Consider the following 23054-nt stretch of genomic DNA (forward strand, 5'->3'; position numbering starts at 1 on the left):
GCTAGAACTCCGCATTCCCCGGTGTACGGGGAAAGGGAATGACATCACGGATATTGTCCATGCCCGTCATAAACTGCACCAGCCGCTCAAAGCCTAGACCAAAGCCGGCATGGGGGACACTGCCATAGCGACGCAAATCCAAATACCACCAGTAGGGGGCAGGATCTAACCCTTGGCTGACAATACGCTCCTGCAACACGTCAAAGCGTTCTTCCCGCTGCGAGCCACCAATAATCTCACCAATTTTCGGGGCAAGGACATCCATGGCAGCAACCGTTTTGCCATCGTCATTGAGGCGCATATAGAAGGCTTTAATGTGGGCGGGATAGTCATAGACAATCACGGGGCGTTGGCAGTATTCCTCGGCGAGGTAGCGTTCATGCTCCGACTGCAAGTCCAGCCCCCAGGCGACGGGAAATTCAAACGCACGGCCACTCTTTTCAAGGACTTGAATGGCTTCGCTGTAACTGAGGTGGGCAAAGGGTTGGGTTGCCATCTGCTCAGCGGTTGCCATGACGCTATTGTCAATGCGCTCCTGAAAGAAGGCCATATCCTCAGGGCAGTGTTCTAGAACATAGCGAAAGACGTACTGCAAAAAGGCCTCGGCCAGTTCCATATCTCCCATGAGGTCACAGAAGGCCATTTCTGGCTCCACCATCCAAAACTCGGCAAGGTGCCGCGAGGTATTGGAGTTTTCGGCGCGGAACGTCGGGCCAAAGGTATAGACATTGGTAAAGGCGGTGGCCATAATTTCTGCTTCTAGTTGACCACTCACCGTCAGGTAGGCGCGGCGGCCAAAAAAGTCCTGACTAAAGTCAATATTCCCCCCTGGGGTTTTGGGGGGCTGGGCTAAATCCAGTGTGGTGACGGTAAAGAGTTCCCCTGCCCCTTCACAGTCGCTGGCGGTGATGATCGGGGTATGCACCCACAGGAACCCCCGCTCTTGGAAAAATTGGTGAATGGCCGTGGCACAGGCATTGCGCACCCGCATTACCGCCCCAAGGGTATTGGTTCGCGGTCGGAGATGACCAATGGTGCGTAGAAATTCAAAACTATGACGTTTCTTTTGCAGGGGGTAGGTTTCTGGATCGGCACCGCCCCAGAGGTGAATGCGCTCAGCATGGAGTTCAATGGCTTGGTTTTTGCCGGGGGAGCGCACCAGTTCGCCACTAAATTCTGCTGCGGCACCGGTGGTGAGGTCTTTGATGGCGGGGGTGACCGCTGCCACAGTGTTGGGAATCACCACCTGCAACCCAGCGAGGGTTGAGCCATCATTGACGTTGACAAATGTGCATTCCTTGAGTTCGCGCTTGGTGCGCACCCAGCCCTTGACAGTGACGCGATCGCCCACTTGACCTTGATGGAGAATGTCCTTAATCCGCTGCTGCATGTGTGTCTCCCCTATAACTGCACAATGGTTACCCCACGGCCGCCCTCTGCAGGGGGAGCCAAGGTATAGCTTTGAACACTGGGGTGCTGCTCGAGAAATTGATGCACAAACTGGCGTAGGGCACCACTGCCATGGCCATGGATAATCCAAACAGTTCCTTGGTGGCGGTTGAGGAATTCCTCCAAAAGGGGTTCTGCTTGGTGGGTGCGCTTGCCCCGCAAGTCGAGGGTACGGCTCTCCGTGCGAATGGCGGGTGCTTGAGCGCTGGATGGGGGGGGTGGCGTGTTGGTGTGGGACTTGGGTTTCAGCGGTGGTTGCACAGGTTCTCCCTTGAGGGATTCGACCGCGTGGGGCGGCACAGTAAATTTCACGGAACCGACTTGGACGACAATATCCCCCTGCTGGCTGACACTGAGGACTTCGCCCACCTGTTGCCATTGGGGCAAACGCACGCGATCGCCCGGCTGGGGCACAAATCCGGCGGGGGGAGGGGGGGGGAGATAGGTTTTCTCAATCTGATCTAGAGCCGTTTGGGCAGCTTGTACCTGTTCAGGACTGTTGGCGCGTTGCAGTTGGGCAATGACTTTGGCAATTTCCTGCTGTGCCCTACTAAGAGCCGTGCGTACCTCTTCTTCCAATTGCTGCCGCAGTTGCTGCTGTCGCTGCCGCAGTTCCTGCGCCTTGGTGGCAATTTCTTGGTAGAGGGCTTCAGTATCCCGCAGGAGCGCCGCTGCCGCTGTGGTTTTGGCCTCCTGGGCTTGGCGTTGGGCCACTAGCCCTAGAATCATTTCATTGACGCTGTTGCTGTCGCTACTGAGAAAGGCTTTGGCCTCCTCAATAATGCTGGGATACAGCCCCAACCGCTCGGCGATCGCGAAGGCATTGGACTGTCCGGGAATGCCCCACAGCAGCCGATAGGTAGGCGCAAGGGTTGTCTCGTCAAACTCAACGGCGGCATTTTCAAAGCGGCTGTCCTGATACTGGAGTGCCTTGAGTTCACCATAGTGGGTGGTGGCCAATGTGAGACTGGCATGCTCAGCAAGATAGCACAACAGGGCGATCGCTAGCGCTGTCCCTTCACTGGGATCGGTACCGGCCCCTACCTCATCAAGGAGCACCAACGTATTGCCCCCTGTCATCTCTAGCTCCGTGAGAATGTCGTGGATATTGCAGATATGACTTGAAAAGGTGGAGAGATTTTGGGTGAGGGACTGCTCATCCCCAATGTCCGCCCAAATCCCCGTAAACCAAGGCAACTCCACAGGCACTGCCGCTGGTACATACAACCCCGCTTTCGCCATCAGTGCTGCCAAGCCCACGGTTTTCAGGGTCGCTGTTTTCCCGCCGGTATTCGGGCCTGTAATCGTCACCACTTTCGTGGGCGGCTGCAATTCAATGTCAATGGGAACCACTGGCTGTCCTTGCTCATGGTGCGCTTGCCATACCAAGAGGGGATGCCGCAACGCCTTCAGGTGCAGCCGCGTGTCACTGACAAACTGCGGCGGATTGCCCTGCAACCAAAGACTATAGTGGGCACGGGCGACCGCCATATCCAGCGTTGTTAGCACCTCTAGCAAATACCACAGATCATCGCTAATCGTGGCCAGCTGATCCGAGAGGGCTTGACAGATGGCGCGTTCTGCCTCTGCCTCCTGATGGGCCAGCTGTTGCAGGCGGTTTTGCAACTCAATCGTTTCCTGTGGCTCAATGTAGAGGGTGGCACCACTGGCCGAGAGATCGTGGACAATTCCCGGCATCTGGTCTTTGTGGCTTGCTTTGACCGCTAGGACATAGCGATCGCGCCGTTGCGTAACCACCGCCTCTTGAATGGCACTTGCTCGCTGCTGGAGAATCTGCTGAAGTTGCTGCTGGATGTGGGCACGGCACTGCCGTTGCTGCTGGCGAATCTGAGCCAATTCTGGACTGGCGCGATCGCTCACTTGCCCCTGATCGGTAATGCAGCGGTAAATTTCTTGAGTCACCTCAGGATAGGTACGGACACCGGCCACCAGTTGTTGGAGTTCATTGAGCTGCTCGTGTTCCTCAATTTGCCGCCGCTGTTGCCGCGCGGTACTCAACAGATGGGCGATCGCCAGTAGCTCCGTTCCCTGCAAACAGCCTTGGCGATCTAGCCGCGCCAGCGCAGGTTCAATATCTGTAACCTGACTGAAATCGAGGTGCACTTGGTGAACCGTTTCAAGGGTAATCACCTCTGCGGTTTGCGCCAACAGCACTTGACTGGCTGCTTGGGTATCCCCTAGAATCTCCCCTCCTTGAAGCTGGTGCATTCCCCGTTTTGTGGCAGCAAACGTCGCCAACTGCTGACACAGACGCGGCCACTCCAGCCGCCCTCGAGATTTGTCTAGTGCACTAACTTGTGACGTTGTAACAACCAATGTTCGCTATCTGCTGAAAACACTACTTTCACTGACTGTAGCACTGCTCAACAACCTCTGCAGCGGTTCTAGAGGACAATCCCCGACATTTCCGTATCCACCGCATCTTGCAGTTTCAGGAGGGTATTCGTCAGCGCTTCAGCATTGAGGTAAGGCCACTCAATCGCTTTGGCGATCGTTTGTAATCGCTCCGTGATGCTCGTCAGCTCCGCAAACATATTTTCGCGCGGTAAACCTGCAAATAGCGCCATGGCTCCTTGATTGACCGCCCACTTGCACTCCGATTCATGGACGCGGGTGCGCATGCCACTGAGGAGAATGACATTCATTGCTGGATAGCGCTGCCGATACTGGCGACAAAAGTCGTAGGGATTGGTTTTAGGCATCCCCAAATCCAAGAGCAAGAGGCTGATTTTGCAGTTGAGGGACTCCACATGGGCAACGATTTTTTCTAACTCAAAATGGGAAGTCGCCCAAATCGTCGAAATGCCTTGGGAGTTCAGCAATTCTCGCCACATCTCCCCTTGGGTGCGCGAAGAATGGGTCATCAGCACCGTGGCTTGGCCATAGCTTTCATGGGAGTGCTTGGTGTAGGGATGCGAACTGGGCACATCCCGCAGGTCAATGTATTCAAGTTCTGACTCACCAATGGAAATGCGATCGCCATGCTTGAGGATGTGGGGAGCATTGATGCGGTTGTTGCCAACAAACGTCCCGTTCATGCTCTTGAGGTCAGTGAGCCGATAGCGATGATCCGCTTGACGTTCAATGCGAAGGTGATGGCGCGAACACCAGCGATCCGGCAAGACGATGTCACAATCGCGACTGCGACCAATCTGCCAAACCGGTAACTGATCCAAGACAATTGAACGTTGCATGTAAACTGAATGCAATAATAATCTTGGTGTCGGTGCCGCCAGAATCAGCTCACTGGGACGCATAAATCCCCGTTGCTGTTCACCAGAGCGAGTGGATGATTGCAGGTGGGGAACGTAGGTGTCGGGGCGATTGGCCGAGGCATCCATAGCAGCAGCAAAAAACACTAAAATGAGCAACTTTATTTTTATGCTGCCTATCCTAACGTTGATGAGCAGCAAGGAACTACTTCCATCTTAAATGTCAATAGAATGGCAGTAGCATCCCCACAGGTTGCTAAAACATACTCGTTATGAGTATGATTAAGTAAGACAGGACAGTTGGATGACTGTCAAAGGAGACCGCTATGAGTGCAACAACCACGCTAAAAGAGCAAGTGCTGACCACGCTGAAACGGGAACAGGCCAATGCAGTGGTCATGTACCTGAACTATAAAAAGTACCATTGGCTGACCTACGGCCCCTTATTCCGGGATTTGCACCTGCTGTTTGAAGAGCAGGGGTCAGAAGTCTTTGCCATGATTGATGAACTGGCTGAGCGCAGCCTCATGCTTGATGGTCAACCAGTGGCAGACCCGGCAGATTACCTAAAAGTAGCAACGGTGACTCCCTCGACTGGCCAACTCACAGTCAAGCAAATGATCGAGGAGGCGATCGCCAACCATGAGTTGATCATTACCGAGATGCACCAAGATGCCGAAATCGCCACTGAGGCTGGTGATATTGGTACTGCCGATCTCTACACCCGCTCAGTGCAAACTCACCAAAAACACCGCTGGTTCCTCAAGGAGTTTCTGGCCAAAGGCGATGGCTTGGTCAGTTAGTTGCGGATTGGGCCGTTGTAGTCAATGGTGGTGCGACCATCGGGAGCCACAGTAGCTACGGTTTCAATGCTGGGCATGGATTCGGGGACACCATTTCTCACGCGGTAGCCCAAAATCCGAAACGTGTAGGAGCCGTCGGCATTGCGCACATAGGGGGCTTCACGTACAGGACCATGCATGGACTGCTCGGCTCGATAGCGGGTTAATCCACCATTGACCCGTTCTGCCGCTTGGCGGGCATAATTGCGCGCGCGTACTAACTCGGCAATGTTCACTGGCTCAGCAGCAGGGGTTGCTTGGGCAACGACCCTCGGCGAGAGGGCAAAGGGCGGGATCACTCCCCCAAGGAAAACACTGAGCAGGAGAGCTGTCACGGGTTGCTGTCCCATCGTTTTTTTCTCCACCATCTTACTGTTTCAACGATAGACAATGACTTCTCTTGGCCACCGGGTTCTTTTCTGAACGCAACAATTATTTGCTTTCCGTTTGATAAGACGTGACCCTCGCTTGTAATAACTGGCGGGCTTGCTTCTCAGGCAGTGGCTCACCAAAGAGAAACCCTTGCCCCCGTTGACAGCCCAACTGTTGCAGACAATTCCGTTGATAGGCATTTTCAATACCTTCGGCCACCACTTCTAACTGGATGGCCTGAGCCAAGCTAATGATGGCGCGAATAATTTCTAAATTGTGGAAACTGGTTTCGAGGCCTTGGACAAATGACTGATCAATTTTCAAGGCATACAACGGCAATTGACTCAGCCGACTGAGGGAGGAGTAGCCAGTGCCAAAATCGTCAATACTACAACGAATATTCATGGCTTGGAGTGCCTCTAGCTGCTCGCGCGCCAACTCTGGATTGGCCATGATCACTTGCTCAGTAATCTCAAGAATGAGTTGTTCCCCACGGATGCCATAGGTGTTTAAGAGGTACTTGAGTAAGTTCACTATTTGGCCAGAGTCAAAAAAGGCATCGGAGATGTTCACGCTGAGGGTGAGATCAGCCATCCTTGAGCCAAACCCTTGTTGCCATTGGTAAAGTGTGGCAACGGCTCGGTGGAGTACCCATTCATCTACCTTTGTGGCCAAGCCTAAGCCCATAGCGAGGGGCAAAAACTCAGCAGGGCCAATCCAGCCCATTTCCGGATGCTGCCAGCGAACTAACACTTCAAACCCGACAAGGTTCCCCTGACTGAGGGTGACAATGGGTTGATAGAAAATCTCCAGTTGCTCCTGCTCTAGGGCGCGGCGAAACTCCTGTTCGCGGTGTAGGCGGGTGTAGGCGACTTGGTGGTGCTCTGGTTGAAAGAGTTGCATGCAGTTGCGTCCACGTCCTTTGGCAGCGTACATCGCAATATCGGCATCCCGCAGGAGTTCACCCGCACTCTGGTAACGAGAGTTGACAATGGCGATGCCAATGCTGACGCCAACACTTACTTCAGTGCCCTTGAGCACATAGGGTTCACTGATGCGATAGCGCAGGCGATCGCCACACTCATAGACATCTTGGATTTGCTGGATGTTTTCAATGATGGCAATAAACTCATCTCCGCCTAATCGGCCAAGGGTGTCCTGCTCGCGCATACTCGACCGTAGGCGATGGGCAATTTCTAGAAGTAACTCGTCCCCGGCACTATGACCCAAGCTATCATTGACCACCTTAAAGCGATCCAAATCCAAGAAGAGGACAGCAAAGGGCGGAATCTCACCTCGATGATAGGCGGCTAGCAAGTGGTCAATTTTTTGTGTTAAAAAGGTGCGATTGGGGAGGCCAGTTAAACTATCTTGCCAAGCAGCATGGCGCAATTTCTCCTCGGCCAGCTTAATGTTGGTAATGTCAATCCCAGAACCAATGTAGCCAATACAGGTACCACTTTCGTCATAGCGAGGCGCGGCTTGCTCCAACACCCAGCGATAGACCTCCTGATGATTGCGGATGCGGTATTCAATTTCATAGTCCTGTTGCTGCTGAATCGCTTGGCGGACTTGCTCCTCAACCCGCTGGCGATCGCTAGGATGGACAAAGTTAAACCAGTTCCAGCCAAGGAGTGAGTCAAGGGAGGTACCCAGAAAGTCGAGAATGGTTTGATTAGCAAATTCAATCTCCCCCTTGGTGTTGGCTAGCCAGATCATCAAGGTTGAAGAATCCGCCATCTGACGAAAACGGGCTTCACTTTCAGCGAGAGCCAGAACTGCCTTTTTGCGTTGGGTAATATCCACGCCCACACAGGTAATGAGGTAACTCCCATCCGCCTGAGGCTCCGCCGTGGCATTGAGGGAGATCCACAAATAGTGACCGTCGCGGTGCTGAAAGCGATATTCCGTGTGGGCCAGAAGTGTTGAAAGATAGTTTAAGAGGCTAGAAAAAAGGGAAGAAATGTCGTATTCTTCCCTCAAAAGAAGAAAAATTAATCAGCTTACTATGGCATCTTTTTCAGTTCTTGTCAAGTCTATTCTCAAGCAGCTCAGCCCTTGCGACTACCCCGTCCTCAACTCTCAATTGTTCTTCAAAATCTGGTTGACCTACATTCTCGACCAAGGATTAACCAGCATGAGAGCCTTATTTTATCGCTTGAATCATTCGGGGATTACAGTGGATATGTCCACGTTTTCCAAGGCGAACAAAACTCGAACAACCACCTTATTTGAGAGGATTTACACTCATCTCATGTCTCAAGCTCGCAAGAGACATCGTTGTTCAAGTCTGATGCTGTTTCCTATTGATTCAACCGTCATTACCCTGACGAGTAAGCTCTTTTGGTTCTACAAATACCATCAAGTGAAGTTAATTACAGGATTTGATTTAACAGAGAACATCCTGGGTAAGGCAGTAGTCTCTTTTGGGGAGAGACATGACCTAAGCTTTCAAGACGAGATTTTAGAAATGATCCCTGAGAATGCCGTTGCCATCATGGATAGAGGGTTTGCGAGTTGGAGATTTTTAGAGCGGCTGAGTGAGAGGAAGTGTTTATTTGTTGTGCGTATCAAGAATAACATGAGAATGAAGCTCAATCATGAGAGATACCGAGTGGTTCAATTTTTTGATGAGCATGGAACAGAGTTTCGTATTGCGACGAATCTAATGCATCTAAGTGATGAGGAAGTGAGTGAGCTGTATCGGCATCGGTGGGGGATTGAGAACTTATGGAAGTTTCTAAAGATGCATTTATCATTAGACAAGCTGATTACGAAGAGTTTGAATGGGGTGATAAATCAGATTTATATGGTTTTGATTGGGTACTTAATTTTAGAGCTAATGGAGATACCTGAATACTTTGGCAGGAAGCTATTAGACAAATTGCGATATTTGCAACTGGAACTGAGTCGCCGCTGCTCGATAGTGCATTGGAGCTTTGATTGGCAGCCAGAGCTACTTGTCACTTAGGATGTTAAGTTTTGTTGCAGAATTCAACACTTCTGCGTGTGGGCAGCTCCCTCTTGGATCAGTTTCTCGCGGAAGGGACGATGATAAGCTTCCCAATCCTCGATTGGAACTCGCGATCGCCAAAGATTCGGGTTTTCCTGAAACTCAAAGGGGCTATAGCCGAGAATACGTAGATGCCCTTGGGACAGGTACTCATAGTGAAAAGAGTCATCTGCAAAAGCTCGCAGTTGACTGACAAAAGCATCGGCTCGATCCAACAGTTGGTTCAGCTTCTCCTCAGAGGCCTGTAGCTCGGTATTCACCTCAAGGAGATCTAGGGTGCGGGCAATGACTTGGGCCTCTAGTTCTGATTTGTGCGCCTCCAGTTGTTGCGTCATTTGGCGGTGCTCAGTCACATCCACAGCGGTCACTAAAACCAACTGTTGATTACTACTGGTTAATTGCAGAGGAATCGAGACCATCTGCCAAATGCGCTTTTCCCCCCAGCGAGTGCAAACGTTAACATCGCCATGCTCAACACGCTCATGGTTTTTGAGGCAACGCTGGAATTCTCTGTTTGCCCACTGCCGTTGGTCTTCTTCGGGAAAAGCAACCGCCAACCACTGCTGCCACGTGCTCACCTCGCTGGGGCTATAACCCGTTTCCTCCTGCCACGCTCGGTTCATCAGCCACAATTGACCATCCGCCGCCACCAAAACCATCGGAAAAGGCGATAAAAAGATACTGCTGCGAAAAATTTGCTCAATTTCGGTGTAGGCACGGTAAAACGATTGTCGTTCCTGCTCCAGTTCATTAATCCGACGGACACCAACAGCCAGCAATCCGACAAAAAACATGATGGTCGTAATGACTTGAGTTTCGTAGGCAACGGTACCGTGAACTAGATTGAGGTCGTGATGAATAAGTTCCACCACCCAGCCAATCACCGCTGGGCCAATAATGACCCAAGGTAACAATTGCCGCAACAAAATGCCGCCTGCCGTTGGTGCAAAGAAGTGGCGCATAAAGCCGCGATGGGGACGTAGCTGTAGCAGACAGACGCTAAGAAGGCACAGCAGAACGTCCGTCATCACTGTAGCAATACTGGTGGTGTCAAAGGACTGTGGCCACTGGTAAGCCACCTCCAACAATTCCAGTAACAACAAACTACTGCTAAAGATGGCTCCCCCTTGGCTGACCACCACTTGCCAGTGAGGTATGCCGCTGACCCCCCATAGTCCCAACCCCAACCCCACAAAAGCCAAAGGGCGCAACAGGGTTTCATAGCTTGTTAAGTTAAACGTTTCTCTGAGTTGAAGTCTCGGCCAAAGGTTCATGACCTCACCCGCGATCGCGAGACCAACAATCACGAGGCCAAAACCACTGATGCGGTGCAGCAGTTGCAGCCGATCCACCGTGGCTGAACGTGGCCAAACCGTCATTAAACTCACAAAAAATGCGGTTAACCAAATCGCGATCGCGCTGAAGACATCAACACCACTTTTGATAGGAGCCTGTCCCATCACCCCTGCCAACCCCAAATCCGCGAGAATTGCTGTTGCGACACCCAGGCTGAATAGAGCTATCCATCTCAAGAATCTAGGGTTGGGCATGCTTCAAAGTACCTTGATCTTGAATCCGCGAGGGGGGCCGCGACAGTACCTGCCAAAGACATCGGGCGATCGCAAACAAATCAACTAAAAATTAATTTCAGTGGCAATCCTAGTGTAGCCAAGCAAGCGATAGACCTGTCATTAGCGCCTATAATTGTGACTAGTAGGCGCACTCTCTAGGCCTTCTGCAGGAGGGGGTATGCAGACAACCCACCACTACTCTCAAGAATACATTAACCACATAACCCCCCAAGAAGTAGCTGCCTTGGCACGACGGCTTGAGGAGGATGATTACGATACACCCTTTGCCGCCCTCGAAGACTGGCATCTGCTGCGCTCCATTGCCTTTCAACGGCCAGAGCTGGTAGAGCCTTATCTGTATCTTCTGGATTTAGAAGCCTTTGACGAGTCCTAGGTCAGCTCCCCATCTATTGGTGGGGGTGGGGGGTGGCATTGCCGCCTATAAAATCTGTGATGTGATCTCCACACAGGGGAAGGCGGGGTGGCAGGTTTCTGCCATCCTTTCAGAGACCGCCTCGCAGTTCATTACGCCGTTGACCCTTTCCACCCTGTGCCGGCGATCGGTATTCACTGATGCTGATTTTTGGCATCCGCAGGCGCCGCGACCCTTGCATATTGAACTGGCGGAAACCGCAACACTGATGTTGATTGCCCCCCTGACGGCCAATACCTTGGCAAAACTGGTGCTGGGTTTGGCGGATAACCTGCTCACCAGTACGGTGCTGGCCTCGCAAATGCCAATTTTGGTGGCACCGGCCATGAACACGACCATGTGGGAGCAACCGACGGTGCAGACCCATTGGCAGCAACTACAACAGCAGCCCCGGTACCACTGTGTGCCGCCAGCCTATGGACGACTCGCCTGTGACAGTGTGGGTGTGGGACGCATGGCAGAGCCTCAGGAAATCATTGCCTATCTAGACTCCTTGGCTTATACCCACGGCAAGCGAGACTTGGCTGGCAAGCACCTGCTGATTACCGCCGGCGGCACCCGTGAATATTGGGATGCAGTGCGCTTCATTGGTAATCCGGCAACGGGGAAAATGGGGATCGCTCTGGCAAGGGCAGCAATTCATCGCGGTGCAAGGGTGACGTTGATTCATGGGGCGATCGCCGAACCCCTACCTCCCCAGGTGCATGCCATTGAAGCCATTGACAGTGAGGCCATGTCCAGAGCAGTCATGGAGGTTTGGCCAGAGGCCGATTGGCTAGTAATGGCGGCTGCGGTTGGGGATGTCCGCCCGGCGCAGCAGTGGTCGGGAAAGCTGCCCAAATCCGAGTTACCGGCGGCCTTGCCCCTGAAGCCTGTGCCCGATATTGTGCACATGGCCGCTCAACGACGCCAGCCCCACCAACGGCTGATTGGTTTTGCCGCGCAAACGGGGGATATTGTGACGCCCGCTCGCGAGAAGCTAGAACGCAAGGGCTTGGATTTGATGGTTGCCAATGCGGTGGATCAAGCTGATTGTGGCTTTGGCAGCAGTGAAAACGCGGCGGTGGTTCTGGATCGGCAGGGGAGATCGCAAGCCCTGCCAAAAGTGCCAAAGCTGATTCTAGCGCACCAAATTTTTGATCTGGCTCAAGATTGGCTCTCATGAGCAGTGCTGAGGCTCTGACAGTTGTCCCCTTACCGCTGGAACTGCAACGGGCGATCGCTGCCGCTGAAACCCTCGACTCCCTTGCTACGGTAGTACAGGAACTGGTGGAAAATGCCCTTGATGCTAGGGCAAGTCGGATTCATCTCCACTGGCAGTCCGCAGCATGGCGCCTTGAAGTCACGGACAATGGTGAAGGCATTCGCTGGGCAGATCTCACCCAAGTGGCTTTGCCCTACACCAGTAGCAAATTGCCCGCCACAGGGAAGTTGGCCGACATCACCACGTTAGGATTTCGTGGTCAGGCTCTCCACAGTCTAGCCCAAATGGCTCAGTTAACGATTTGCAGTCGCCACCGCGAGGCGGATACTGGCTGGCGAGTGAGTTATGATGCCCAAGGCCAAGTGCGCAGTCAACGACCGCAGGGAATGGCAGTGGGGACTCGCGTGATGGCTGAGCAACTGTTTCAGAACTGGCCACAACGACAGCAGGCAGTCAACCCGAAACAAGTTCAGCGGCGCCTTCAGGAAATTGCCCTCTGTTTCCCCCAAGTGGCTTGGCATCTCCTTAAGGATGGTAAGCGATGGGGTCACTGGCCGGCGGTGGCGTCTTTGGGCGATCGCCTGCTGCAACTGATCCCGCAACTCCATCCCCAAGATCTGCGCCAAATGAGCGATGCGCAAATTGAATTAGTTTTGGCACCGCCGGATCGCCACCATCGCCCTCGCCCCGATGGGTTAGGCGTTGCCGTCAATGGCCGGTGGGTCGAACTCCACAGCGATCCCTCGTGGCAGCAGGTGATTCTTGAGGCCTTTGGGCGCGGCCTACCGCGGCAGCGCTTTCCCCTGTGCATTGCCCATCTCCATTTGCCCCCCACCGCAATTGATTGGTTCGCAGAACCGCAAAAGCGCACGATTTATCTGCGGGAGCCAGAGCAATGGCAGGCTCTTTTGGGAGAACGCATTGGCCAACTGCTGGCCTCGCCCACTGTCCCCACAACCAGCTACCACCTGCTCAAGGCGGCGGAACCCCCTGGCCACTATCGTACGCTGTTGTCGCAACAGGCACCTCAACGTTCCTTGCCTGCCCTCAAAGTGGTCGGGCAGTTGCACAATACCTACATCGTTGTTGAGCATGCAGAGGGCATTTGGTTAATTGAGCAGCACATTGCCCATGAACGGGTACTCTATGAGCAGATTGAAGCGGATTGGCAGGCGGTGGAGCTAGAGCAGCCGGTGTTGGTGGAAGCCCTCACAGAAACGCAAGTGCAACGCTGTCAAGACTGGGGGTTAGCGATCGCTCCCTTTGGGGTACAGCTTTGGGCAGTGCGCAGTGTCCCCTCTCTTTTGCGCGATCGCCCAGATGTAGTGGCCGCCCTGATTGAACTCAGCCAAGTAGCGGATCTAACGGCTGCCAAGGTCGCCGTTGCCTGTCGCAGTGCCATTCGTAACGGCACGCCCCTCACCCTTGCGGAAATGCAAACCTTGGTGGATCAGTGGTATCGCTGTCGTCAACCCCACACCTGTCCCCATGGCCGTCCGATCTGCCTGCAATTACAGGAATCTGCCCTTGCCCGTTTTTTCCGTCGTCACTGGGTAGTGGGCAAAAGCCACGGTATTTAGCTGGATTGAGGATGGTCTATTGTCGTGAACCGATGCAAATCTGCCCCTTGGCGCAGACAGTGCCGTAGATGCATCAGCAACCGCCCTAGGTAGTTACAGCCTTGGCGATCGCGCCCACAGCCCCAATAGCTATCCACGGGTGAATCCTCCACCAACTCCTCATCTCCCGTTGCCAACAGCAGTTCCCGCAGCTCGGGATGGGTGGTAAACTTCGCCACAAGGGCACGCCACATGACCTGCTGTTTCAGTTGATCCCAGTGGGGATGAACCGGATAGCGACCACTGCGGCCAAGTTGGGCAGCGGCTTCAGGGGTTGGGGCAGTGCGAATCCTATGACCAAAGGCTTCATGGGGGGTGCCGAAGAATTTATGGGCTTGGTAGTAGTGCTCCGCTGTTGGCCAGTAATAGCCCTCCAAGGTAAACCCATGGGGAGAGAAATTGGAAAAACTGCCGTAGGCCTCGTTGACGCGATAAAAGTAGATTGTCATTGCCAACCGCGTTCCCGCACCCCTTGATCACCTAAGCATTAATGAGGACTGAGATCATCATGCCCCAAATACAGCCCTTTTCGCAGGGAGACAACGCGCTCAAAACAGTTCAAATTGCCGTGGGACATTCCAAGTCCCTATTTTAGGAAGGGGCGGTCGGCAAACTTGAGAATCTAGGGACGGATCCTTGCTAAGATGAGCCTCATGGGTACGTTGAGACCTACTTTGTTGTTGGGGTTTGATATGAAACGTTTTTGGGCGATGGTTTGCGCACTTTTCCTAAGTGTGTCACTGCTGCTGACCAGTTGTGCCAATGTGCCCACGGGGCTAACGGGGAATTTTCGTGAAGATACCCTTGCGCTGATCAGTAGCTTGCGCGAAGCGATCGCCCTACCTGAGAATGACCCCAACAAGAAGGCGGCTCAAGCAGAGGCGCGCAAAAAGCTGAATGATTTCTTTGCCCTCTATCGTCGCGATGACTCCCTGCGATCGCTCTCCTCCTTTATGACGATGCAAACTGCCCTCAACTCCCTCGCGGGTCATTACAGTTCCTATCCCAATCGTCCCCTGCCGGAGAAGCTGAAAGCTCGCCTTGAACAGGAATTTCGCCAAGTCGAACTCGCCCTTGAACGGGAAAGCAAATCTTAGGTGTGTTGAGCGTGGCAAAACCCTACACCCACATTCCTATTCAAGAGTGTGGGGAACCCCTCGTGCCTATTCCGGATGCATTTCTAAAGCTACAACCCCATCCCTATCAATCCCTTGGTGCCCCCTATGGCAAGGCCTCTCCCTTTTGGTTACGGCTGGGGGTTATTGCTGCCCTTGAGCGTGCCCAAGCCTTCCTCGCCCCCTACGGCTGGCAACTGGCAATTTTTGATGCCTACCGCCCCATTGCGGTGCAGCAGTTTATGGTGGCGCACACCTTTGCCACCCTTTGTCGCCAGCAGGGATATGATCCCCAAATAATAGAGCCAGCGATCGCCAGCGAGATTTGGCAGCAGGTTTATCAATTTTGGGCCGTGCCCAGTTCAGACCCTCAGCAACCACCGCCCCACAGTACCGGTGCTGCCGTCGATCTCACCCTCGCTGACCCAGCAGGCCATCCTTTGGAGATGGGGGGCGCTATTGATGAAGTTTCTGCACGTTCCTTTCCCGATTTTTATGATCGCTACCCTGAAGAGACCCATGCCGCCTGCTTTGCCCAACGCCGCCAAATTCTTTATCAAGCCATGCACCGTGCCGGATTTCAACGCCATCCCCATGAGTGGTGGCACTTTTCCCTTGGGGATCAGTTGTGGGCTTGGCAACTGCGGCAAGAAACTGGTCAGCAGGACATCATTGCTCGCTATGGCCGCATTGATCTTTGAGGCTGGGTCATCCCTTAGAGTTTGTTGAGATTCAAGCCGGCTTCTTTGGCAAAGGCACTCAGCCCTTTGCGCTCAAGGGTTTTAATGGCTTTAGTAGAAAGGCGCAGTCGCACCCAACGTTTGCCCTCTGGCCACCACACCCGTTTCCATTGCAAATTCACTTCCTGCAGTTTTTTTGTCCGCCGGTGGGAGTGGGAAATCGCGTAGGCGTTATTGGCTTTTTTTCCAGTCAGTTGACAAACGCGGCTCATTGGTTTTCTCCCCTGCAAGGCAATGTGATGCAAAATAACCAAGACTCTTAGCGTAACATATTCCACCGTGAAAGGCACGGCCTATTTGAAGGTTTCCTTGAGGACGGTGCGGGCCGCCAAGTGATTGCGGGTGGTGGTTAAAATTTCTGCTTCTCGCAGCAGGCGATCGTAGGTGGACTGTAGTTCCAAAAGCCGTTGCTGCTCTTGGGCGACACCGCGAAAATTGCTGGCGATCCAGTAGGACAGTTCAAGGGCAGTGGTCGGCACATCCGGCGGCAGTTCCATGGGTTGCTCAGTCAACTTCGCTGAAAGCCGCACCACATCCTCAAGAAGTTGCCGCACTTCCTTGGCCAAGGGGCGCAGGTCAATGCTGGTGGGTTCATCCTCAATCCACTCCACCAGTCCAACCCGATAGGGTTTTTCGCGCACATAGTCCAGAATGCGAAACCGCTGCTGTCCGAGGGAGTCAATGAGCATGCGGTCATCGGGGAGCCGTTCGTAGCGACGCACTTCGGCACAACAGCCCACAGTGGCTGGCCGCCCCGTTTGGGGATCCCACATCACGATGCCAAAGCGGCGATCGCTCTCGAGAATCGTATTCATCATGATGCGGTAGCGAAATTCAAAAATATGCAGTGGCAGGGGTCGCCCCGGAAAGAGCACAAGATCGGGCAGAGGAAAAATGGGGAGTTCGCGAACGGCAATGGACGAAAAAGCCATAATGACAGCGCACAGAAGCCAATGCTTCTATCGTACCGCACTTTGCAGGCTTGCTAGGATGCGGAACCGGGGACTTGAACCCCGAAGTCCTTGCGGACACTAGAACCTGAATCTAGCGCGTCTACCAATTCCGCCAGTTCCGCTCTCAATCGCTTTGGTCAGCGATCTTTTATTATCCTTGGTTCAGCTGAGTTCTGTCAACTCATGAGTTGCCCCTAAAGGTGAGCACAAAGGGCTGACCATCCAGTTGACCATTGCCCGCCAAGTTGAGAATCGACTGCTGACGACCATAGCGGATATTGAGCGTGCCATCGGCATCAGCCATCCCAGAACTGGTCAAGCGAATGCGCAGCGTGTAGGCATCTTGCTGAATCACCTTGCCGGCGAAGGCAATGAAGTTCCCACTGTCAAGCTGCATGTTGATGTCCGCCACCTGCTGCGGATCAATCACAATGCTCATAAACGTCACTTTTTGGCTTGGACGCCCACCCATACGGAATAGCCCCTCTCCTATATCGGCGTAGAAGGTGATGCCCGCCGGTTGTGCTGGCTGCGCCACCATTGGCGGCAGTGGCGGGGCGATCGCCCCGATAGTCAGGGCAAGAAGACTAGCCACAATACTGCTGCTGTTGCTCACGGCAAATTCCTAGGCCACTTCTGTCCATCATGACGCTCAACAGACTGGACTCCCCTCGCCGCTGTCGAATCCTGCCACAAAACTTAGCATTTAGAGCTGTATTAAAGTGGGCTTGACTCAGGAACTGAGCCGTTCGAGGGGCGTCAGCTGAGGATCAACCACTTTTTGCCCGCGGCGCGGGAAACGAATCGCCAGGGAGAGCTTCGGACCAGTATGAAAGACATGGGTAATTTCCCCTTCGCCATAGACGGGATGGAGAATGCGATCGCCCACCCGCCAAGGAGAGGCCGCAGCCTTGCTCAACCGCAGGGGGGATACCTTGGTGGCCATTTTCGGGCGTCGCTGCACATGCCCTGTGAGCAGTTCTGGGGGTAGCTCCGTCAAAAATTGCGATGGAATCGTATCTTCACTGCCACCGTAGCGGCGGCGGCTTTGGGCAAAGGTGAGAAACAGTTGTTCTTGGGCACGGGTAATGCCGACATAACACAGGCGGCGTTCTTCTTCAAGGGCCATGGGGTCGTTGAGACTGCGAAAGTTGGGAAACAGTCCCTGCTCCATCCCCACCAAAAAGACAACGGGAAATTCTAGCCCCTTGGCCGCATGTAAGGTCATCAGCGAGACCACTCCTTCCCCTTCGGACAATGTATCCAAATCCGAGGCAAGGGCAGAACTGTTGAGAAAGTCGCTGAGACTGGCACCCTCATTTTCTTCACTCAATTGCTGGGCGGCATTGACCAATTCCATCAGGTTTTGCAGCTGCTCTAGGCTGTCGTCGGTGCCCTCGTTTTCTAGCTCACGGCGGTATCCCGTCTCTTCAATGACAGTTTTCACTAGGTCAGGCAGTTCAATATCATCCACCAGCGATCGCAGGTGATTCATTAAAGTCACAAACTGCTGCACTGCCCGACTCGCCCGCCCCGCCAAGGGAGTCATAGACTCAGTGTCAGCAATTAAGTCCCACAGGGAAATGCCAAGGGTTTGCGCGGCCTCACTGAGGCGATCCAAACTGGTTTTGCCAATGCCCCGTCGCGGCATGTTGATAATTCGCCGCAGACTCACGGTATCTTGGGGGTTTTGCAGCAGCCGCAGATAGGCCAGAATGTCTTTAATTTCCTTGCGCTCATAGAACTTGAGACCGCCAACCACGGTGTAGGGAATGTTGGCACGCACTAGGGCCTCCTCAAAGGGGCGAGATTGGGCATTGGTGCGATAGAGAATGGCAAACCGTTCCCAGTGGGGTTCAAGGGAGCGGCGACCCAAGGCCTTGATCGTTCGAGCAACGAAGTCGGCTTCATCGGTTTCTGTGGCACAACACTCACAGTGAATGGGGGCGCCTTCCCCCTTGGTGGGACGCAGCACTTTATCAATGCGTTCGTTGTTGTGCTCAATGAGATGATTGGCAGCCTGCAAAATGTTGGCAACGGAGCGGTAGTTTTCCTCCAACTTAATCATCGTGCGGCTATCGTCATCGGGCAGGCGATCGCCAAAATCCTGCTGAAAATTCATCAAGATCGTGAAATCGGCACAGCGGAATGAATAAATGGACTGATCCACATCGCCCACGACAAAAATCGAGCGATCGCGCCAATCTTGAAACTGCTGGGGGGGCGTGCCATTGGTCGCCAAGAGCCGAATCAGATCGTATTGGGTGCGGTTGGTGTCTTGGTACTCATCCACCAGAATATGTTGGAATTGCTGATGCCAATACTCAAGGCGCTCAGGATGCTGTTGTAGCAGATGCACCGTTCGCAAAATCAAATCATCAAAGTCAAGGGCATTGTTCTTGGCAAGGGCTGCCTCATAGCGACGATAAACCTCTGCGGCCACCCGAGCAGCCGGCGATCGCTGTTCCTGTTCCAATTGGTCGGGTCTAAGACCACGGTTTTTGGCATGGCTAATTTTGTAGCGGATAGCGCGCGGATCATGCTTGCGCTCATCAAGGTTCATTTCAGCCGTGGCAATTTCCTTAATCAGGCTCTGCACATCCGACTCATCAAAAATGGTGAAATGCCGCGTCCAGCGATACCCTTGGGGATGCTGATAAGCCTCAATTTCTAGGCGCAGGAGTCGGGCACACAAGCTGTGGAAGGTGCCAATCCACAGGGGTTTGGTGTAGGTTTGATAGACTCGCGATCGCACCCGTTGTTGTTCAAGGGGGGCTAGATCCAGCCAGTCTCGCCCATAGAGTTGCTTGGCCATCTCTTGACCAAAGAGGGCTTCAATCCGCTCCCTCATTTCACGGGCGGCCTTGTTGGTAAATGTCACCGCCAAGATATGCTCTGGTGCCACCTGGTGATGGCGAATCAAATGGGCAATGCGATAGGTGAGCGTGCGTGTTTTTCCAGACCCCGCGCCAGCCACCACTAACATCGGGCCCCCATAGTGCTCCACCGCTTGCCGTTGTGACGGATTCAGTCCTGCGAGAAAATCACTGCTCATTTACTGCTCTGCCCATGCGCCTAAAGCTTTATGATACCTGACGATTACTGGCCAACTGGTTGGCGCCTCCAGCCGCTAGCACTGCGGGTATCGCATCGCCGCCGTCAAGATTTGCTGTCAAAAATTTCCGAAAACAGAAAATCAAGTCTTGCGTTGCGGCTTGCCGCTAGTGGGGTTGCTGGTTCTTCTAGCCTCCCCTAGGTGGTGGATGTTAATTTTTTTGTGCTTTTGCCCCCCTCTAAACCCGAGAACCCCTCAGGGTACAATGGGAATCCATCCTAACTGATCGCACTCTATGGACAGCGTCCACTGGCAGCAGGTTCACAACTACACTGACATCCTTTACCACAAAACCACGGGCATTGCCAAAATTACGATTAACCGTCCCCACAAGCGCAACGCCTTTCGCCCGCAAACCATTGTTGAAATGAGTCAAGCCTTTGAAGATGCCCGCAACGATCCCACAATTGGCGTTGTCTTGCTGACAGGTGCCGGCCCCCACACCGATGGCAAGTATGCGTTTTGTGCGGGTGGTGACCAAAGTATTCGCGGTGAGGCGGGTTATCTGGACGAGCAGGGGGTGGCGCGACTGAATGTTTTGGATCTACAACGGCAAATTCGCTCCCTGCCGAAGGTGGTGATTGCCCTTGTGGCTGGGTATGCCATTGGTGGTGGCCATGTGCTGCACTTGGTGTGCGATCTGACGATCGCGGCTGAGAATGCCATTTTTGGTCAAACGGGACCACGAGTGGGTAGTTTTGATGCCGGGTTTGGGGCTAGTTATTTAGCCCGCATTGTGGGCCAGAAAAAAGCTCGCGAAATTTGGTTTCTCTGTCGGCAATATACAGCTCAGGAAGCCCTTGCCATGGGGTTGGTCAACGCCCTTGTCCCCGTTGAAGAGCTGGAGGCTGAGGGGATCCGCTGGGCGCAGGAGATTCTCACGAAAAGTCCCTTGGCCATTCGCTGCTTGAAGGCGGCCTTTAATGCTGATTGTGATGGTCAGGCCGGGCTACAGGAATTGGCCGGGAATGCCACCCTCCTGTACTACCTCACCGAAGAGAGTGCCGAGGGCAAAAATGCCTTTTTAGAAAAGCGTCCGCCCAACTTTCAGCAATTTCCTTGGCGTCCTTAGGGGATGCGCTAGAGTAGGAGTATGTGGCATTGGGAGAGTCCGCCATGTGTATCTGTGTTAACTGCGCCCTTGTGGACCGCTGTACCACATACTATGCCGTTGAGGAGCAGCACCAACAACCCCATCTGACCCTGACGCCAGACTTTGACCCGATTGAGCCGACGATCAATGTGAATATCCGCACCCAAGGGGAAGAAATTCAACTGGAATGGGATGTCGTTGGTTGTGCTAGTTTCGTGGAAGATCAGGGACGGTGGGCACGCCTGCGCCCAGGAGAACTGATTCCGACCTAAGGGTAGCGCCAGTTGGCGATCGTCCCCGACTCCATGTTTTCTGTTCCTACCAGCAATGGGACGCAGCCAACGGCAACAACAACTGGATGTATTTATTCACTCACCACAGGTTGAGATAGCCCTTTTCGTCCTGATTTTGGCATGGGCACTATTGGTGGTGCTGGATGTCCTTTGGATTCAGCCGGGGCAGCCTAATTTTTATATCGTCTTAGCAGAGGTGCCGTTACGCCTCTGTTTTTTTATTGAACTATTTTTGCGCTTTGCGATCGCCCGCAAAAAGAAACGATTTTTCCGCCACTATTGGCTAGATCTCGTGGCGATTTTACCGATGCCGCCGCAGTGGACGTTGTTTCGTTTGCTGCCCCTTTTGCGCCTACCCCGTGCTTCGATTCTGATTAACCGCAACCTGCATTACGTTTCCCCCCACATTTCTGGTCTCTACGGCGCTCAAATTTCAGCACTGTTAATCATTGTGTTGATCATGCTCTTTGGGGGGCTGGCTTTTTATATCATCGAAGGAACGTCAAACCCAGATATTCACAGCCTTGGGGATGCCCTATGGTACAGCTTTTTCTCCTTGGTGTCTGCCGAACCCATCGGCGCCTATCCCAAAACCCACGCAGGACGTGTCATTACACTGGTGGTCGTCTTGTCTGGTTTAACCCTATTTGCAGTCTTCACCGGGGTGGTGTCAGCCTTCATGGTGCAGCGATTGCACTCGGTCATGAGCATTAAGCACTTTGACTTGGATGAGTTGCGCAACCACATTATTCTCTGTGGATGGAATCGCAGTGCCCCCCTTGTGTTACAGGAGTTGCAAACCGATCCCCAAACCCGCCATGCGCCGATTGTCATTGTTGCCGAACTTGAACACTTGCCCTTAAATGAGTTGCGAGCTGTGGATCAAAATCGTCTTTACTTTTATTCCGGGGACTATACCCGCATTGATGTGCTAGAGAAAGTGCAAATTTACCATGCCTCCCGCGCCATTCTCTTGGCAGACACTAGTCAGCCCCGCAGTGATCAAGACCGCGATGCCCGAACAGTTCTCGCTGCACTGACCATGGAAAAACTCAATCCAACGATTTACACCTGTGCCCAGCTTTTGGATCGCAATAATAATGTGCAACTTCAGGCGGCAGGGGTGGAGGATGTGGTAGTGGCCGATGAAATGGCAGGTCACCTCATTGGCAATGCTGTGCGCAATCAGGGGGCGATGGATGTTTTTGCTGAACTCCTAACGGTACAGGTGGGGAATCAGTTTTATCGGCTCCCTTTGCCCGCAGTCCTAGCAGGCAAAACCTTTTGGTATGCTCAAAGACACCTAAAGGAGCGGGATGATGCCCTCCTCGTCGCTGTGGAGCGTCGCATTGAGGGGCGTCGCCAGACGGAGATTAATCCGCCAATGAACTATGAGTTACAGGTGGGAGATTACTTGGTGGTGATTGCGCGGCAGTGTCCACAGTGGGGATAAGGCAATGGAAATTTCTTCCCAAGTAGAGCTGCCCTTTCCCCGTGACTCTGTCTATCGCATCTATCGCGATCGCCTGCCTGAGCTGGTGAATTGGATGCCCAATGTACGGGAAATTGAAGTGCAGGAGCGCAAAGAACACCCCCAAGCCCTAGAGATGGTCTTGGTTTGGCATGGTGGTGGCGAAATTCCGGCAGCAGCACGGGCGCTCTTAAGTGAAGCGATGCTTTCGTGGACAGACTATACCCATTGGGACGATCGCGACTATCTCACGCGCTGGCGCATTGCCCCCCATGCTTTTACCGAGGCGATTGACTGCCGAGGGGAAAATCAATTTATTGCTGCGGGCAACTCAACTATTATCACTAGCCGTGGCCATCTACGCATTGATCCAAAACGCATTCCGGGAGTACCTTCATTCCTAGCTGGCATGATTGCCCGCGCTGTGGAGGAGTATCTCGGCCAACGCATCGAACCCAATTTTCAGCAACTGGCAGCGAGTGTGGCAGCATTTTTGCAGGCTGAGGGATGACAATTAGCATTGACATCCTCCCCCTGC

22 protein-coding genes and 1 tRNA gene are annotated in these 23054 nt (G+C 53.4%); 11 read left to right on the plus strand and 12 right to left on the minus strand.

Annotated features, from left to right (window positions below):
- Nucleotide 1 precedes the first annotated feature (1 nt).
- The 3 genes from asnS to NBE99_RS09230 form a co-directional block, all read right to left on the minus strand.
- Complete coding sequence (asnS, locus tag NBE99_RS09220) at nt 2–1390, minus strand: asparagine--tRNA ligase (protein WP_250681795.1); 1389 nt, start codon at nt 1388–1390, stop codon at nt 2–4.
- 11 nt (nt 1391–1401) lie between these two features.
- The gene (locus NBE99_RS09225) at nt 1402–3786 is read right to left on the minus strand and encodes an endonuclease MutS2 (protein ID WP_250681796.1); all 2385 of its coding nucleotides are present in this window, start codon (nt 3784–3786) and stop codon (nt 1402–1404) included.
- Nucleotides 3787–3854: 68 nt separating this feature from the next.
- On the minus strand, nt 3855–4841 hold the full coding sequence (locus tag NBE99_RS09230) for an FHA domain-containing protein (RefSeq protein ID WP_250681797.1): 987 nt from the start codon (nt 4839–4841) through the stop codon (nt 3855–3857).
- Between the two features lie 167 nt (nt 4842–5008).
- On the opposite strand from NBE99_RS09230, the gene NBE99_RS09235 reads away from it, so the two are divergent.
- Entirely contained in the window at nt 5009–5485 is a 477-nt protein-coding gene (locus NBE99_RS09235) for a Dps family protein (RefSeq protein WP_250681798.1), read from the plus strand.
- On the opposite strand, the gene NBE99_RS09240 is transcribed toward NBE99_RS09235, so the two are convergent.
- Both NBE99_RS09240 and NBE99_RS09245 read right to left on the minus strand, forming a co-directional pair.
- Nucleotides 5482–5874, minus strand: coding sequence for a hypothetical protein (locus NBE99_RS09240; RefSeq protein WP_250681799.1), 393 nt, complete (start codon nt 5872–5874; stop codon nt 5482–5484). The two genes, NBE99_RS09235 and NBE99_RS09240, sit on opposite strands and share 4 nt — an antisense overlap.
- 82 nt (nt 5875–5956) lie before the next feature.
- Entirely contained in the window at nt 5957–7879 is a 1923-nt protein-coding gene (locus tag NBE99_RS09245; protein ID WP_250681800.1) for a bifunctional diguanylate cyclase/phosphodiesterase, read from the minus strand.
- Between the two features lie 25 nt (nt 7880–7904).
- On the opposite strand from NBE99_RS09245, the gene NBE99_RS09250 reads away from it, so the two are divergent.
- Entirely contained in the window at nt 7905–8867 is a 963-nt protein-coding gene (locus tag NBE99_RS09250) for a transposase (protein ID WP_399371026.1), read from the plus strand.
- Nucleotides 8868–8890: 23 nt separating this feature from the next.
- On the opposite strand, the gene NBE99_RS09255 is transcribed toward NBE99_RS09250, so the two are convergent.
- Entirely contained in the window at nt 8891–10369 is a 1479-nt protein-coding gene (locus NBE99_RS09255; protein ID WP_250681801.1) for a PAS domain-containing protein, read from the minus strand.
- Nucleotides 10370–10658: 289 nt separating this feature from the next.
- On the opposite strand from NBE99_RS09255, the gene NBE99_RS09260 reads away from it, so the two are divergent.
- Genes NBE99_RS09260 through mutL form a run of 3 tightly spaced genes read left to right on the plus strand, consistent with a single transcriptional unit; the run spans nt 10659 to nt 13697 of the window.
- Complete coding sequence (locus NBE99_RS09260; RefSeq protein WP_250681802.1) at nt 10659–10874, plus strand: DUF2555 domain-containing protein; 216 nt, start codon at nt 10659–10661, stop codon at nt 10872–10874.
- Nucleotides 10861–12078: a bifunctional phosphopantothenoylcysteine decarboxylase/phosphopantothenate--cysteine ligase CoaBC gene (coaBC, locus tag NBE99_RS09265; protein WP_250681803.1), complete on the plus strand. Its 1218-nt coding sequence runs from the start codon at nt 10861–10863 to the stop codon at nt 12076–12078. Before NBE99_RS09260 ends, coaBC begins: the two co-directional genes overlap by 14 nt.
- Nucleotides 12075–13697 (plus strand): DNA mismatch repair endonuclease MutL, encoded by a 1623-nt coding sequence (gene mutL / locus NBE99_RS09270; RefSeq protein WP_250681804.1) that lies wholly within the window; start codon nt 12075–12077, stop codon nt 13695–13697. The genes coaBC and mutL overlap by 4 nt, the downstream gene beginning before the upstream one ends.
- Here the strand turns inward: mutL and NBE99_RS09275 are convergent.
- The gene (locus tag NBE99_RS09275) at nt 13694–14185 is read right to left on the minus strand and encodes an NADAR family protein (protein ID WP_250681805.1); all 492 of its coding nucleotides are present in this window, start codon (nt 14183–14185) and stop codon (nt 13694–13696) included. The two genes, mutL and NBE99_RS09275, sit on opposite strands and share 4 nt — an antisense overlap.
- 243 nt (nt 14186–14428) lie before the next feature.
- On the opposite strand from NBE99_RS09275, the gene psb27 reads away from it, so the two are divergent.
- Both psb27 and NBE99_RS09285 read left to right on the plus strand, forming a co-directional pair.
- Nucleotides 14429–14833 carry a photosystem II protein Psb27 gene (gene psb27 / locus NBE99_RS09280; protein WP_250681806.1) on the plus strand — a complete coding sequence of 135 codons (405 nt, stop codon included), beginning with the start codon at nt 14429–14431 and terminating at the stop codon, nt 14831–14833.
- 11 nt (nt 14834–14844) lie between these two features.
- Nucleotides 14845–15552: a M15 family metallopeptidase gene (locus NBE99_RS09285; RefSeq protein ID WP_305879871.1), complete on the plus strand. Its 708-nt coding sequence runs from the start codon at nt 14845–14847 to the stop codon at nt 15550–15552.
- A gap of 14 nt (nt 15553–15566) precedes the next feature.
- On the opposite strand, the gene rpmB is transcribed toward NBE99_RS09285, so the two are convergent.
- The 5 genes from rpmB to pcrA all read right to left on the minus strand — a co-directional run bounded on the left by rpmB (nt 15567) and on the right by pcrA (nt 19599).
- Nucleotides 15567–15803 (minus strand): 50S ribosomal protein L28, encoded by a 237-nt coding sequence (rpmB, locus tag NBE99_RS09290; protein ID WP_024125479.1) that lies wholly within the window; start codon nt 15801–15803, stop codon nt 15567–15569.
- 81 nt (nt 15804–15884) lie between these two features.
- Entirely contained in the window at nt 15885–16523 is a 639-nt protein-coding gene (locus NBE99_RS09295) for an LON peptidase substrate-binding domain-containing protein (protein ID WP_250681807.1), read from the minus strand.
- Nucleotides 16524–16582: 59 nt separating this feature from the next.
- Nucleotides 16583–16666 (minus strand) — tRNA-Leu (locus NBE99_RS09300).
- A 59-nt stretch (nt 16667–16725) separates the two neighbouring features.
- Complete coding sequence (locus NBE99_RS09305) at nt 16726–17160, minus strand: hypothetical protein (protein WP_250681808.1); 435 nt, start codon at nt 17158–17160, stop codon at nt 16726–16728.
- A gap of 117 nt (nt 17161–17277) precedes the next feature.
- The gene (gene pcrA, locus NBE99_RS09310) at nt 17278–19599 is read right to left on the minus strand and encodes a DNA helicase PcrA (RefSeq protein WP_250681809.1); all 2322 of its coding nucleotides are present in this window, start codon (nt 19597–19599) and stop codon (nt 17278–17280) included.
- A gap of 295 nt (nt 19600–19894) precedes the next feature.
- Here pcrA and menB point away from each other — a divergent pair, with 295 nt between their 5' ends.
- Genes menB through NBE99_RS09330 form a run of 4 tightly spaced genes read left to right on the plus strand, consistent with a single transcriptional unit; the run spans nt 19895 to nt 23027 of the window.
- The gene (menB, locus tag NBE99_RS09315) at nt 19895–20731 is read left to right on the plus strand and encodes a 1,4-dihydroxy-2-naphthoyl-CoA synthase (RefSeq protein WP_250681810.1); all 837 of its coding nucleotides are present in this window, start codon (nt 19895–19897) and stop codon (nt 20729–20731) included.
- A 44-nt stretch (nt 20732–20775) separates the two neighbouring features.
- Entirely contained in the window at nt 20776–21024 is a 249-nt protein-coding gene (locus NBE99_RS09320) for a Ycf34 family protein (protein ID WP_250681811.1), read from the plus strand.
- Nucleotides 21025–21079: 55 nt separating this feature from the next.
- A complete protein-coding gene (locus NBE99_RS09325; protein ID WP_250681812.1) occupies nt 21080–22498 on the plus strand; it encodes a TrkA-related ion transporter in 1419 nt (472 codons plus the stop codon).
- Between the two features lie 4 nt (nt 22499–22502).
- Entirely contained in the window at nt 22503–23027 is a 525-nt protein-coding gene (locus NBE99_RS09330; RefSeq protein WP_250681813.1) for an SRPBCC family protein, read from the plus strand.
- Nucleotides 23028–23054 lie beyond the last annotated feature (27 nt).

Origin of the sequence: Thermosynechococcus sp. HN-54, from assembly GCF_023650955.1 — a bacterium.
In the GTDB taxonomy this organism is placed as follows: Bacteria; Cyanobacteriota; Cyanobacteriia; order Thermosynechococcales; family Thermosynechococcaceae; genus Thermosynechococcus.